Genomic DNA, 12,449 nt, shown 5'->3' on the forward strand with positions numbered 1-12,449 from the left:
CCTGGGTCATCACCACCGCCCTCGTCGCCAAAAACTGCCTCGAAGACCCCGACGGCATCGGCTGCCACACCACAAACGACCCCACACCCCGCCAGTGAGGGGCGAGCAGGGCGGGGTGAGATCAGGCGGGACTAGAAGCCGAGGCGGCCGAGCTGCTTCGGGTCGCGCTGCCATTCCTTGGCGACCTTGACCCGCAGCGACAGGAACACCCGCTTGCCGACGAGCGGTTCGATCTGCTTGCGGGCGCGCATGCCGACGTCTTTCAGCCGACTGCCCGACTTGCCGATGATGATGCCCTTCTGGCTGTCACGTTCGACGAAGAGGTTGGCGTAGACCTCGACGAGTTCCTGATCGTCGCGCTCGATGATGTCGTCGATCGTGACGGCGATCGAGTGCGGCAGCTCGTCGGTGACGCCCTCAAGGGCGGCTTCGCGGATGTACTCGGAGATGCGCGACTCGAGGGTCTCGTCGGTCACGGTGTCGGCCGGGTAGAGCGGCGCGTTCGAGGTCGGCAGCAAGCGCAGCAGTTCGGTGCCGAGGGTGTCGAGCTGAATTCGGCTGGTCGCCGAAATCGGCACGATCGCCTCCCAGTCGCGCAGCTGGGATACCGCGAGCAGCTGGTTGGCGACGTTGGTCTTCGAGGACGCATCAATCTTGGTGACGATCGCGACCTTCTTGGCCCGCGGAAAGGCATCCAGCTGCTCGTTGATGAACTTGTCGCCCGGGCCGATGGGCTCGTTCGCGGGAATGCACAGGCCGATCACGTCGACCCCGGCGAGGGTGGCCGTGACGAGGCTGTTCAGCCGTTCGCCGAGCAGGGTACGCGGCTTGTGGATGCCGGGGGTATCGACCAAGATCAGCTGGCCGTTCTTCTGGTGCACGATTCCGCGAATGGCCCGACGGGTGGTTTGCGGCTTCGAGGAGGTGATCGCAACCTTTTCCCCCACGAGCGCATTGGTCAGGGTGGACTTGCCCACGTTGGGGCGGCCCACGAACGACACAAAGCCGGCTCGGTATTGGTCAGTTGCGTTCATCTGGTGTTGCTCCTTCATCATCCGACACTCCAAGGAATGCGGTCTGCGCATTGATCAGCGCGTCGTCTCGGTGCACCAGAACGGTGCTGATTCTCTTGCGGCGGCCCTCGGTGCGCTCAGCGATGAGGATCAGGCCGCTGGTCGCGGCCTCAGACCCGGCAACCGGAAGACGCCCGAGCACCTTGGCCAGCAGCCCGCCGACGGAGTCGACGTCGTCGTCATCGAGCTCCAGCTCGAAGAGCTCACCGAGCTCGTCGACCGGGAGTCGGGCACTGACCCGAAAGTGGCCATCGCCGAGGTCTTCGACCTCAACAGATTCGCGGTCGTACTCGTCGCTGATATCGCCGACGAGCTCCTCGATCAGGTCTTCGAGCGTCACGAGTCCGGCGATTCCGCCGTATTCGTCGACGACCATCGCGAGGTGATTGGACTCGAGCTGCATCTGCCGCAGGGTCTCGTCGGCCTTTTTCGACTCGGGCACAAAGACGGCGGGGCGGGCGAGCTCGGCCACGGTGAGGGTCTCGGCGTTCGCCGGCCGTTCGTAGATGAGGCGGGCAACATCGCGCAGGTAGAGGATGCCGGTGACGTCGTCTACCTCGTCGCCCTGCACCGGCACCCGGGAATACCCCTTGCTGAGGAAGAGTCCCATGGCCGCGCCGAGAAGGGCATCCGCTTCGATGGTCACCATGTCGGTGCGCGGAATCATGACCTCGCGCACAAAGGTCTGGTTGAACTCGAAGATCGAGTGGATGAGCTCGCGGTCGTCTTCTTCGATCACGTCGAGTTCGGTCGCCTCGTCGACCATGCTGAGAAGCTGATCTTCTGAGGTGAAGGTTGCCAGCCTGGTGCGGCCGGGAGTGACCCGGTTGCCGACGGCGACGAGGGCGTTGGCGACCGGGCCGAGCAGCACGCGCAGCACGTGCACGAGGAGCGCGTTGACCCGCAGCAGGTAGATCGGATGTGCCCGCCCGACGCTGCGTGGACTGGCGCCCACGAGCACGAAGGACACGGCCGTCATGATCAGGGCCGAGAGCAGCAGGGCGGCCCAGATCGCCTCGATGGTGGTCGCGAAGACCAGGGTCACGAGCACCGCCGCGGTGGTCTCGGCAACGATGCGCACAAAGTTGATCGCGTTGAGGTGCGCGCCGGTGTCGTCGGCGATGGCCTGCAGCGATCGTCGGGCTCGGGATTTCTCGGCGAGGTCGGCGATATCGGCGCGGGACTGCGCGGTGATCGCGGCGTCGACGGCGGCCATCAGCCCCGCGAACCCCACCAACAGGATCGCGGCGGTGAGAAACCAGCCGACGATCACTTGTCTGCCGCGATCATTTGTCTCGGCGTCGATCCTGCATGCTGAAGCCGATCAGGATGTCGCGCTGGATGCCGAACATTTCCTTTTCTTCGTCCGGTTCGGCGTGGTCGAAGCCGAGCAGGTGCAGGATGCCGTGGGTGGTCAGCAGCAGCAGCTCATCGAGCGTGCTGTGGCCGGCGGTCTCGGCCTGGCCCTGAGCGACCTGGGGGCACAGCACGATATCGCCCAGCAGCCCGGCTGGGGTCTCCTGGTCTTCGGTTCCGGGACGCAGCTCGTCCATCGGAAAGCTCAACACGTCGGTGGGGCCCGGCTCGTCCATCCACTGCACGTGCAGCTGTTCCATGGCGCCCTCGTCGACGAGAACGATGGCCAGTTCGGCGTCGGCGTGCACGTGCATGGTGTCGAGCGCGAAGGCAGCGAGGCGCTGGATGGCGGCTTCGTCGACCGGGATGGCCGACTCGTTGTTGATTTCGATGCTCAACTGGAACTCCGTTTCGGAAGGCGAACGCGTGAACTCGGGGCGCGCTGGGCGGCCCGGTTGGCGAATTCTCGCGCCTCGAGCCCTTCCTGGTGCAGTGCCTGCTTCTTGGCGTCGTACTCGGTATAGGCGTCGACGATGCGGCCGACGAGGGAATGGCGAACGACGTCGTCGCTCGTGAGGTGGGAAAAGTGGATGTCGCCGACGGAGTCGAGCACACGGCCGACGAGTTTGAGACCGCTCGTGCCGACCGGCAGGTCGATCTGGGTGATGTCACCCGTGACGACCATCTTGGAGCCGAAGCCGAGCCGGGTCAGAAACATCTTCATCTGCTCGGGCGTGGTGTTCTGGGCCTCATCAAGCACGACGAAAGACGAGTTCAGGGTGCGACCGCGCATGTATGCGAGCGGAGCGACCTCGATGGTTCCGGCGGCGAGCAGTTTGGGAAGCAGTTCCGGCTCGAGCATCTCGCCGAGAGCGTCATACAGCGGGCGCAGGTAGGGGTCGATCTTGTCCGTGAGACTGCCGGGCAGAAAGCCGAGCCGTTCGCCGGCCTCGACGGCCGGACGGGTCAGAATGATGCGGTCGACCTCTTTGCTCTGCAGCGCGCGCACCGCCTTGGCCATGGCGATGTACGTCTTGCCGGTTCCGGCCGGGCCGATACCGAAGACGACCGTATTGGCATCGATGGCATCGGAATACTGCTTCTGCCCGAGGGTTTTCGGGCGGATGCTCTTGCCCCGGGTGGTCAGGATCGCCGGCCCCAGCAGGTCAGACGGGCTCACCGAGCTGTCGGCGTGCAGCATGCGGGCGGAGGTCGTGATGACCTCCTCGTCGAGGGTGTGGCCCTCGCTCACGGTGTGCTGCAGCTCCTCGATCAGGCGGTGTACGGCGTCGCGCTCGACGGTCTTGCCCGTGAGGGTGATCTCGTTGCCGCGCACGTGCACACTCACCGAGGGGTACTGTTTCTCGATCGTGCGCAGAAACCGGTCGGCCGGCCCGAGCAGGTTGACCATGGACCCGTCGATCAGAATGCGCAGCTGGTCGTCGGGCTGGGCGCGCTGCGTCGGGTCGGTCGGGTCGGGGCTGTTCAGGTCGGGGCTGTTCGAATCGGGGCTGTTCGTATCGGGGCTAGAGGGCGCCAAGCGAGTCCTCCCCGAGCGTGTCGCTCGCGGCCGACGATCCCATCACGTGGGCGTGCACGTGAAAGACGGTCTGGCCGGCGGCCTCACCGGTGTTGAACACGAGCCGGAACTGACCGCCGGTGCGTTCAGACGCGATCTGCCGCGCCAGTTCGACGAGGTCGGCGAGCAGGGCGGGGTCGCCCGCGGCGAGTTCGACGACATTGCGGTACTGCGGGTCTTTCGTGGTGATCACGACGTGCACGGGTGCCTTGGGTGCGATGTCTTCGAAGGCGATCAGCCGGTCGGTCTCGGCCACGATCGTGGCCGGGATCTGCCGGTCGATGATGCGGCTGAAGATGGACGGTTCGGCACCGGAAGAAGACATACCTCTATCTTAAGCGGCCGACACCGCATGCGGGGCCAGCGGCGCGGCCACAGCCCGCGCTGCCGCCCGCGCTACCACCCGCGCTACCACCGGTGCAGCGCCGCGTTGAGCACCGCGAGGGCGGCCGGGCCGGCCGTCGAGGTGCGCAGCACGGTGTCGCCCAGGCGAACGGATGTCGCACCGGCGCCCTGCAGAACGCTGATCTCCGCCGGGGACAGGCCACCCTCGGGGCCGACGACGAGCACGATGTCACGCGCATCAGCGGCATCAGCGGCATCAGCGGCATCAGCGGCATCAGCATCAGCGGCGGCGAAACGAACCGCCACCTCGGTCAGCCGCAGCGTCGCTGTCGGCTCGAGCAGCAGCATCCGCGTCTCGCTCGCAAGTACGGCGAGCTGCTTCGTGCTGGACAGCTCGGCGACCGAGGGCAGCCACGCGCGAATCGACTGCTTGCTCGCCTCGCGCACGATGCTGGTCCAGCGTTCGCGGCCCTTGGCGACCTTGGCGCCCTCCCAGCGGGAGACCGAACGCCCGGCGAGCCACGGCACGATGCCGTCAATGCCGAGCTCGGTAGCCGCCTGAACCGCCATCTCGTCGCGGTCGCCCTTGGCGAGGGCCTGCACGAGACGGATGCGCGGACTCGCCGCCGGGGTCACGGTCGCCGTCTCCACGCGCAGGGTCAACGACGCACCCCCCGGGGACTGGCCGCCCTGCGTGCTCTCGACGGTCCCGTTCAGTACCAGACCGGAACCGTTGCCGAGCAGCAGCGGCTCCCCCGGGTGCACCCGGCTGACCGTGACGGCGTGCCGGGCCTCAGGCCCGCCGAGCGTGACGAGCGCACCCGGCAGGCAGCCCTCGGGCGTGAGGTCGCCATCGAGATAGAAGTGAGCCATCTGGTCGCGAAACCCTAGCCGCGGAACCGGTCGCGGATCTTCGCAAACAGGCCCTGCTGAAACTGGCTGAGCGACGGGGCCGGCGCCGCGTGGCGGGCGGCGAACTGTTCGATGAGGTCGCGTTCCTTGTGGTCGAGGCGGGTTGGGGTGAGCACCTGCACCCCCACGCGCAGGTCGCCGCGCCCGGCGCCGCGCAGACGCGTCACACCGCGCTCCTTGATCGTGAGCACCTCGGAGCTTTGCACTCCGGCCTTGATCTCGACCTCGATGTCGCCGTCGAGGGCGGCGACCGTGACGGTCGTTCCGAGAATGGCGGAGGTCATCGGCACCTCGAGGGTGCAGAGCAGATCGTCACCGTCGCGGCTGAAGACGTCGTGGTGGCGCACCTTCATCTCGAGGTACAGGTCACCGTTGGGTCCGCCGGCCGGGCCGACCTCACCGCTGCCGGGCATCTGCAGGCGCAGGCCGGTGTCGACGCCGGCCGGAATGTCGACCGGCACGGTGCGGCGCGCGCGAACACGGCCCTGACCCTGGCAGGTCATGCAGGGCGTGGCGATGATGGTGCCGTAGCCGCGGCAGGAGCCGCAGGGGCTCGACGTCATGACGTTGCCGAGCAGCGAGCGCACCGCGCGCTGGATGCTGCCGGTGCCGTGGCAGATGTCACAGGTGATCGGCGAGGTGCCCGGACGGCAGCAGGTGCCGGAGCAGGTCTCACACATGATCGCGGTGTCGACCTCGAGATCGCGGTGGGTGCCGAAGATGATCTCGTCGAGGTCGAGTTCGACCCGAATCAGGGCGTCCTGGCCGCGTTCGCGGCGTGACCTGGGCCCACGGGTGCTGCCGCCGCCACCGCCGAAGAAGGTCTCGAAGATGTCGCCGAAGTTACCGAAGTTGCCGGCACCACCGCCGTCGAAGCCGGCCTGCGGGCCGAGGTCGTACTTCTGGCGCTGCTTGGCGTCACTCAGCACGTCGTAGGCGTGCGTGACGAGCTTGAATTTCTCCGAGGCATCCGCCCCGGGATTCACGTCGGGGTGCAGCTGACGTGCCAGGCGTCGATACGCCTTCTTGATCTCGTCGGTGGTGGCTTCCCGGCTCACGCCGAGGACTTCGTAATGGTCAGCCAAAAGTGGCTCTCCTTGGGTCGTTAATCAATTCTGCTTGGTCAGTTCTCGCCCAGTAGGCGGGACAGGTAGCGGGCCACGGCGCGAACCGCGGCCATGTTGTTGGAATAGTCCATGCGGGTGGGGCCAAGCACGCCGAGGCGGGCCAGGTTGCCGTGGGAGGTGTAGCCGCTGGAGAGAACGGATGTCTCGCCCAGCCCAAACGGGGCGTTCTCGCGCCCGATGCTCACCGACACACCGCGACCGCCCGAGACACCCCGCTGGTCGGTGGCCATCTCGCCGAACAGGCGCAGCAGCACCACCTGCTCTTCGATGGCCTCGAGCACGGGGTAGACGCTGCCCTGAAAATCTTCCTCGGTGCGCACGAGGTTCGCGGCGCCCGCCATCACGAGCTTGTCCTGACGGTTGGCGCCCACCTGCTCGCCGAGGGTCGTGGTGATCAGGCCCACGGCATCCGTCAGTTCGGGAGCACCAATCCATACGAGGGCGGCCAGCGCCAGGGCGGCTTCCTGCATGCTCAGGCCCACCGCGGTGGTATTGAATCGGGCGCGCAGCTCACCGAGCGTGACCTCGTCGATGCGGCCGGGAAGGTCGACCACACGCTGTTCGACGCCGCCCGAGTCGGTGATCAGCACCGAGAGGATGCGGGTCTGCACCGGACCCGTCATTTCGGTGCTGCCGTCGCTGGTGCCGAGGAGCACGAACTCGATGTGGCGCACCTTGGCCCGCGACAGGGACGGATACTGCACGAGAGCCACCTGATGGGTCAGCTGCGAGAGCAGGCGCACGCTGCGGGCGAGCACATCATCGAGGTCGCCCGAGTGACCGAGGAACGTTTCAATGGCCTGGCGCTGGGCCGGCGTGAGCGGGCGCAGGTCGGCGAGGTGGTCGACGAAGACGCGATAGCCCTTGTCGGTCGGAATGCGGCCCGACGACGTGTGGGGTGCCGCGATCAGCTCTTCTTCTTCGAGCAGGGCCATGTCGTTACGGATGGTCGCCGCCGAGACCCCGAAGGCGTGGCGGTCAACGATGGACTTCGAACCGACGGGTTCACGCGAGGCTACGTAGTCCTGCACGATGACGCGCAGAACGTCGAGTCCACGATCGGATACCACGACAATCGCCTCCTCGGGCTCGGCTGCTGCTGCTGCTGCTGCCTACGTTTACTGGCACTCGCATTGAATGAGTGCCAATCATATCGCGGCCGGCTGGGTGCTACCCATTGCCCGCCGGCAAGACGGCGCGTAGCTTTAGCGGTGTAAGCGCTTGTCCACCATTCGTTGGAAGGACCCTGATGAGCGATCCGAATGCTCAAACCCCGAACGACCCGAATCTGTCCGGTCGGCCGCCCCAGCCGCCGTATCAGTCGCAGTACCCAGCCACCCCCGCTGGGGCCGCAGCCGGGCTGACCCCGGCCAAAGACATCGAGTGGGGGTCTTACGCCCATCTCGGCGGCCTGCTCGGATTCGTGCCGGCCCTGATCATCTGGATTGTCTTCAAGGACCGCGGCCGGTTCACCGACGCCGAGGGCAAGGAAGCGCTGAACTTTCAGATCACGGTTCTCATCGGCTACGTCGCCTCGACGGTGCTGACCGTCGTCACCTTCGGGCTGCTGAGCTGGCTGTTCACGGTCATCTGGATCGTCAGCGCGATCTTTTCGATCATGGGATTTCTCGCCGCCAAGGAGGGACGCAACTATCGGTACCCGTTCGCGCTGCGCCTGATCAAGTAGCCCCTGCGCTTGATCACGTAGTCAGGCAGCACGGAGCCGCGACGCGACGGGGTGGCCGCACACACGCAACGGCTATTCTGGGGTCGCCTGCCAAACCCGTGGGTTCAACCTCAAGGAGAAGACCCCCATGTCTACGACACCCCCGCCGAACGGCCCCCCTACTCCGCCGATGCCCCCGCAGCCCCCGATGTACGGCGCGGCACCGGTCACCCCGATGAATCCGTCCGACGAGAAGATGTGGGCGACCCTCATTCACGTCGGCGGGGTTCTCGGCTATTTCCTGCCGTCCCTCATCGGATACATCATTTTGAAGGACCGCGGCCCCTTCATCCGATCCCACGCGATGACGGCGCTGAACTTTCAGCTCACCATCCTGATCGTGACCGTCGTCGGTCTCGCCCTGACCGCGATCTTCATCGGGTTCATCGTGCTGTTCGCGGCGTGGATACTCAATATCGTCTTCAGCATCATGGCCGCCCTGGCCGCCAACCGCGGCCAGTTCTACACGTACCCGCTCACCATCAAGTTTCTGAGTTGATTCAGTTTCTGGGCTGATTCAGTTTCTGAGCCGACTAAGTTTCTGAGCTGAGCGTGAGCTAGTCCGGCAGGACGCGGCGCACGACCGCGTCGGCGAGCAGCCGGCCACGCAGGGTCAGCTCGAGGTTGCCGCCGATGGCGGCGCGCGCGTTCACGAGCTCGTCGGCGATCAGGCCGGCGATCTCGTGGCGGCCGTGCGGGGTGAGCGACGCAATCGGTATTCCGGTGCGGATGCGGCTCAGCAGCAACACGCGCTCGACCTCCCGGGTCTCGGCGTCGAGCGTCTCGCGGCCGACGGCGGGCGAGTGCCCGGCGAGCACCCGTTCGGCGTAGGCCGCGGGGTGCTTGGCGTTCCACCAGCGCACGCCGCCGACGTGGCTGTGGGCGCCCGGGCCCACACCCCACCAGTCGTGACTGCGCCAGTAGGCGAGGTTGTGGCGGGACTCGTGGGAGACATCCGTCGCCCAGTTACTGACCTCGTACCAGTGGAAGCCGGCGGCGCCGAGCAGTTCGTCGGCGAGTTCGTAGAATTCGGCCTGGGTGTCGTCGTCGATCGCGGCGATGTCGCCGCGGCGAATCTGGCGGGCGAGCTTGGTGCCCTCCTCGACGATGAGCGAGTACGTGCTGATGTGGTCGGGGGCCTGGTTGATGGCGTACTCGAGGCTCGTGCGCCAATCGGCGACGGTCTCCCCCGGGGTGCCGTAGATGAGGTCGAGACTCACGTCGAGGCCGGCATCGCGGGCCCACTGCACCACCAGCGGCACCCGCTCGGGGTCGTGGGTGCGCTCGAGGGTCGCGAGCACGCGCGGCACCGCCGACTGCATGCCGAACGATACCCGGGTGAAGCCCGCGTCGGCGAGGCCCTGCAGATAGCCGGCGTCGACGGAGTCGGGGTTGGCCTCGGTCGTGACCTCGGCGCCGGGCACGAAGCCCCACTGGTCGCGCACCGCGTGCAGCATGCGGGTGAGGTCGCCGACCGGCAGCAGGGTGGGGGTACCGCCGCCGAAGAACACGGTCGAGACCGGGCGGGCAGGCACGCCAGACTGGGCGAGCACGCGGCCGGCCGATTCGACCTCGAGCACGGCCTGGCTCGCGTAGTCGCTCTGCTTCACACCGCGCAGTTCGGTCGCCGTGTAGGTGTTGAAGTCGCAGTAGCCGCAGCGCACCCGGCAGAAGGGCACGTGCAGGTAGACGCTGAACTCGCGCTCGGTGGCGTCAACCGCGGCGGAGGCGGGCAGAAGCCCGTCGAGTGGGGCAGGGTCGCCGACGGGGTGTGGTCCGGCCACGGCTTTAGAGCGCCCCGACCGGGTGCAGGGCCTTGAGGTAACGCTGGGTGAAACGGTTCTGCTGCAGGCGCATGATCGGCCAGACCAGCCGGAACTTCCAGGTGCTCAGCCGTGAGAACGCACGGATGGTCAGCCAGACCGAGTCGTCGTCGCGCTTGTCGACGATGAAGGACTCCTCGCCGCTGGCCGGATGCCCCGCCATGGTGCCGTAGGCAAAGCCCACCCGGGTGGGTTCGGCGATCACATAGACGACCCGCACCGGAGCCGTGACGGTGAACGGCCGCACGTGAATGGTCAGCTCGGCGGTCATGCCGTTGACGATGTAGGGGGTGCCGTCGTCGGCGAAGGTGTCCTCGGCGACGGTCTTGATGGCATCCGTTTTCGGAGCCCCGTCGGCGCCGAACTCGACCCCGGTGTACTGCACGCCGGTTCCGGTTCCGAGGTCGGTCACGGTCATGCCGCTGCCCCGCTGCACGCCCCAGGTCATGAGTAACTTCGTGGCCGCGTGAAAGCGCTCGTCGCCGCTGCCGAGGCGCACCGCGACCTCGATCGGGCGGTAGCCCTTGGGCGGGTACGTCATCAGGTCGGGGGCGAGGGTGCCACCGATGGCGCCGTAGGTCACGGCCGATTCGGTGAAGGTGGAGCGGCGCATCCGTCTACTTCTTCTCTTTCTTAGGGGGTTCGTCGCCGGACAGCGCGGCGATGAAGGCTTCCTGGGGCACCTCGACGCGGCCGACCATTTTCATGCGCTTCTTGCCCTCTTTTTGCTTTTCGAGCAGTTTGCGCTTGCGGGAGATGTCGCCGCCGTAGCACTTGGCGAGCACATCTTTGCGAATCGCGCTGATCGATTCGCGGGCGATGATGCGGGCGCCGATCGCGGCCTGGATCGGCACGTCGAACTGTTGGCGCGGGATGAGCTTGCGCAGGCGGCCGGTCATCAGCACGCCGTACTCGTAGGCCTTGTCGCGGTGCACGATCGCGCTGAACGCGTCGACCTGTTCGCCCTGCAGCAGAATGTCGACCTTCACGAGGTCGGCCTCGGCCGAGCCGGTCGGTTCATAGTCGAGCGATCCGTAGCCGGCGGTGCGGCTCTTGAGGTTGTCGAAGAAGTCGAACACGATCTCGCCGAGCGGCATCGTGTAGCGAATCTCGACACGGTCCTCACCGAGGTAGTCCATGCCCAGCAGGGTGCCGCGGCGGCTCTGGCAGAGCTCCATGATGACGCCGACATAGTCCTTGGGCGCGAGAATCGCGGCCTTCACGATCGGTTCGAGCACGGATGCGATCTTGCCGTTCGGAAACTCGCTCGGGTTGGTCACCGTGACGGTCTTCTTATCGTCGGTGGTGACCTCGTACGGCACGCTCGGCGCGGTCGTGATGAGGTCGATGCCAAATTCGCGGTCGATGCGCTCGGTGATGATCTCGAGGTGCAGCAGGCCGAGGAATCCGCAGCGGAACCCGAATCCGAGGGCGACGGATGTCTCCGGCTCGTACCCGAGGGAGGCATCCGACAGCTTGAGCTTGTCGAGTGCCTCGCGCAGGGCCGGATAGTCGCTGCCGTCGATCGGGTAAAGACCCGAGAACACCATCGGCTGGGGTTCCGTGTAGCCGGGGAGGGCATCCGTCGCCGGCCGCAGCGCCGTCGTGACGGTGTCGCCGACCTTGGACTGGCGCACGTCTTTCACGCCGGTGATCAGGTACCCGACCTCGCCGACGCCCAGACCCTTGCTGATGGTCGGCTCGGGCGAGATGACGCCGATCTCGAGGATCTCGTGCGTCGCACGCGTCGACATCATCTGGATCTTCTCGCGCGGATGCAGGTGGCCGTCGATCATGCGCACGTAGGTGACGACGCCGCGATAGCTGTCGTAGACGGAGTCGAAGATCATCGCGCGGGTGGGCGCGTTGGGGTCGCCGACCGGTGCCGGGATGCTGCGGGTGGCGAGGTCGAGCAGCTCGGCAACGCCGGCGCCCGTCTTGCCCGAGACCCGCAGCACGTCTTCGGGCTTACCGCCGATCAGGTCGGCGAGCTCCCGGGCATACTTGTCGGGCTCGGCGGCCGGCAGGTCGATCTTGTTGAGCACCGGGATGATGGTGAGGTCGTTGTCGAGCGCGAGGTACAGGTTGGCCAGCGTCTGTGCTTCGATCCCCTGGGCCGCGTCGACGAGCAGGATGGCGCCCTCGCAGGCGGCGAGGCTGCGGGAGACCTCGTAGGTAAAGTCCACGTGACCGGGGGTATCGATCATGTTGAGGGCGTAGGTGACCCCATCGAGTTCCCAGGGCATGCGCACGGCCTGGCTCTTGATCGTGATGCCGCGCTCACGCTCGATGTCCATGCGGTCGAGGTACTGGGCGCGCATGGCACGGTCGTCGACGACGCCGGTGATCTGCAGCATCCGATCGGCCAGGGTCGACTTACCGTGGTCAATGTGGGCAATGATGCAGAAGTTGCGGATGAACTCGGGGGCCGTGGAGGCCGGTTCAAGCGCCTTAAGGGCTCTGGGTGACATAGTTCGTCTATTCTTCCATGCTTCGTGCGCGTTGGCC

At 66.5% G+C, this 12,449-nt stretch carries 13 protein-coding genes; 2 read left to right on the forward strand and 11 right to left on the reverse strand.

What is annotated here, in order from left to right; genetic code table 11:
- Window positions 1–131: 131 nt before the first annotated feature.
- The 8 genes from era to hrcA all read right to left on the reverse strand — a co-directional run bounded on the left by era (window position 132) and on the right by hrcA (window position 7,462).
- The gene (gene era, locus E3T55_RS18120) at window positions 132–1,034 is read right to left on the reverse strand and encodes a GTPase Era (RefSeq protein ID WP_134520947.1); all 903 of its coding nucleotides are present in this window, start codon (window positions 1,032–1,034) and stop codon (window positions 132–134) included.
- Complete coding sequence (locus tag E3T55_RS18125; RefSeq protein WP_134520948.1) at window positions 1,021–2,346, reverse strand: hemolysin family protein; 1,326 nt, start codon at window positions 2,344–2,346, stop codon at window positions 1,021–1,023. The genes era and E3T55_RS18125 overlap by 14 nt, the downstream gene beginning before the upstream one ends.
- A gap of 13 nt (window positions 2,347–2,359) precedes the next feature.
- Window positions 2,360–2,827, reverse strand: coding sequence for an rRNA maturation RNase YbeY (gene ybeY, locus E3T55_RS18130; protein WP_134520949.1), 468 nt, complete (start codon window positions 2,825–2,827; stop codon window positions 2,360–2,362).
- Complete coding sequence (locus E3T55_RS18135; RefSeq protein ID WP_134521045.1) at window positions 2,824–3,840, reverse strand: PhoH family protein; 1,017 nt, start codon at window positions 3,838–3,840, stop codon at window positions 2,824–2,826. Before E3T55_RS18135 ends, ybeY begins: the two co-directional genes overlap by 4 nt.
- A gap of 115 nt (window positions 3,841–3,955) precedes the next feature.
- Window positions 3,956–4,333: an HIT domain-containing protein gene (locus E3T55_RS18140; protein WP_134520950.1), complete on the reverse strand. Its 378-nt coding sequence runs from the start codon at window positions 4,331–4,333 to the stop codon at window positions 3,956–3,958.
- Between the two features lie 83 nt (window positions 4,334–4,416).
- Window positions 4,417–5,226, reverse strand: coding sequence for a 16S rRNA (uracil(1498)-N(3))-methyltransferase (locus tag E3T55_RS18145; RefSeq protein WP_134520951.1), 810 nt, complete (start codon window positions 5,224–5,226; stop codon window positions 4,417–4,419).
- A gap of 14 nt (window positions 5,227–5,240) precedes the next feature.
- A complete protein-coding gene (gene dnaJ / locus E3T55_RS18150; RefSeq protein WP_134520952.1) occupies window positions 5,241–6,350 on the reverse strand; it encodes a molecular chaperone DnaJ in 1,110 nt (369 codons plus the stop codon).
- A gap of 38 nt (window positions 6,351–6,388) precedes the next feature.
- Window positions 6,389–7,462 carry a heat-inducible transcriptional repressor HrcA gene (hrcA, locus tag E3T55_RS18155; protein WP_134520953.1) on the reverse strand — a complete coding sequence of 358 codons (1,074 nt, stop codon included), beginning with the start codon at window positions 7,460–7,462 and terminating at the stop codon, window positions 6,389–6,391.
- A gap of 179 nt (window positions 7,463–7,641) precedes the next feature.
- On the opposite strand from hrcA, the gene E3T55_RS18160 reads away from it, so the two are divergent.
- On the forward strand, window positions 7,642–8,079 hold the full coding sequence (locus tag E3T55_RS18160) for a DUF4870 domain-containing protein (RefSeq protein ID WP_134520954.1): 438 nt from the start codon (window positions 7,642–7,644) through the stop codon (window positions 8,077–8,079).
- Between the two features lie 169 nt (window positions 8,080–8,248).
- On the forward strand, window positions 8,249–8,617 hold the full coding sequence (locus E3T55_RS18165) for a DUF4870 domain-containing protein (protein ID WP_241993139.1): 369 nt from the start codon (window positions 8,249–8,251) through the stop codon (window positions 8,615–8,617).
- A gap of 58 nt (window positions 8,618–8,675) precedes the next feature.
- Here E3T55_RS18165 and hemW read toward each other — a convergent pair whose 3' ends face one another.
- The 3 genes from hemW to lepA are packed head-to-tail and all read right to left on the reverse strand — an operon-like array spanning window position 8,676 to window position 12,412.
- Window positions 8,676–9,902 carry a radical SAM family heme chaperone HemW gene (hemW, locus tag E3T55_RS18170; protein WP_134520955.1) on the reverse strand — a complete coding sequence of 409 codons (1,227 nt, stop codon included), beginning with the start codon at window positions 9,900–9,902 and terminating at the stop codon, window positions 8,676–8,678.
- A gap of 4 nt (window positions 9,903–9,906) precedes the next feature.
- Window positions 9,907–10,554, reverse strand: a complete 648-nt coding sequence (locus tag E3T55_RS18175; protein ID WP_134520956.1) for a DUF1990 family protein — start codon at window positions 10,552–10,554, stop codon at window positions 9,907–9,909.
- Between the two features lie 4 nt (window positions 10,555–10,558).
- Window positions 10,559–12,412: a translation elongation factor 4 gene (gene lepA, locus E3T55_RS18180; protein ID WP_134520957.1), complete on the reverse strand. Its 1,854-nt coding sequence runs from the start codon at window positions 12,410–12,412 to the stop codon at window positions 10,559–10,561.
- Window positions 12,413–12,449: the final 37 nt, after the last annotated feature.

The sequence above is a fragment of the Cryobacterium frigoriphilum genome (assembly GCF_004403305.1).
GTDB lineage: Bacteria > Actinomycetota > Actinomycetes > Actinomycetales > Microbacteriaceae > Cryobacterium > Cryobacterium frigoriphilum.

Bases quoted from the DNA above. Each gene is read 5' to 3' on its own strand.
- era (WP_134520947.1), bottom strand. From the start codon at position 1,034: ATGAACGCAACTGACCAATACCGAGCCGGCTTTGTGTCGTTCGTGGGC.
- E3T55_RS18135 (WP_134521045.1), bottom strand. From the start codon at position 3,840: ATGGTCAACCTGCTCGGGCCGGCCGACCGGTTTCTGCGCACGATCGAG.
- E3T55_RS18140 (WP_134520950.1), bottom strand. From the start codon at position 4,333: ATGTCTTCTTCCGGTGCCGAACCGTCCATCTTCAGCCGCATCATCGAC.
- E3T55_RS18145 (WP_134520951.1), bottom strand. From the start codon at position 5,226: ATGGCTCACTTCTATCTCGATGGCGACCTCACGCCCGAGGGCTGCCTG.
- E3T55_RS18160 (WP_134520954.1), top strand. From the start codon at position 7,642: ATGAGCGATCCGAATGCTCAAACCCCGAACGACCCGAATCTGTCCGGT.
- E3T55_RS18165 (WP_241993139.1), top strand. From the start codon at position 8,249: ATGCCCCCGCAGCCCCCGATGTACGGCGCGGCACCGGTCACCCCGATG.
- E3T55_RS18175 (WP_134520956.1), bottom strand. From the start codon at position 10,554: ATGCGCCGCTCCACCTTCACCGAATCGGCCGTGACCTACGGCGCCATC.
- lepA (WP_134520957.1), bottom strand. From the start codon at position 12,412: ATGTCACCCAGAGCCCTTAAGGCGCTTGAACCGGCCTCCACGGCCCCC.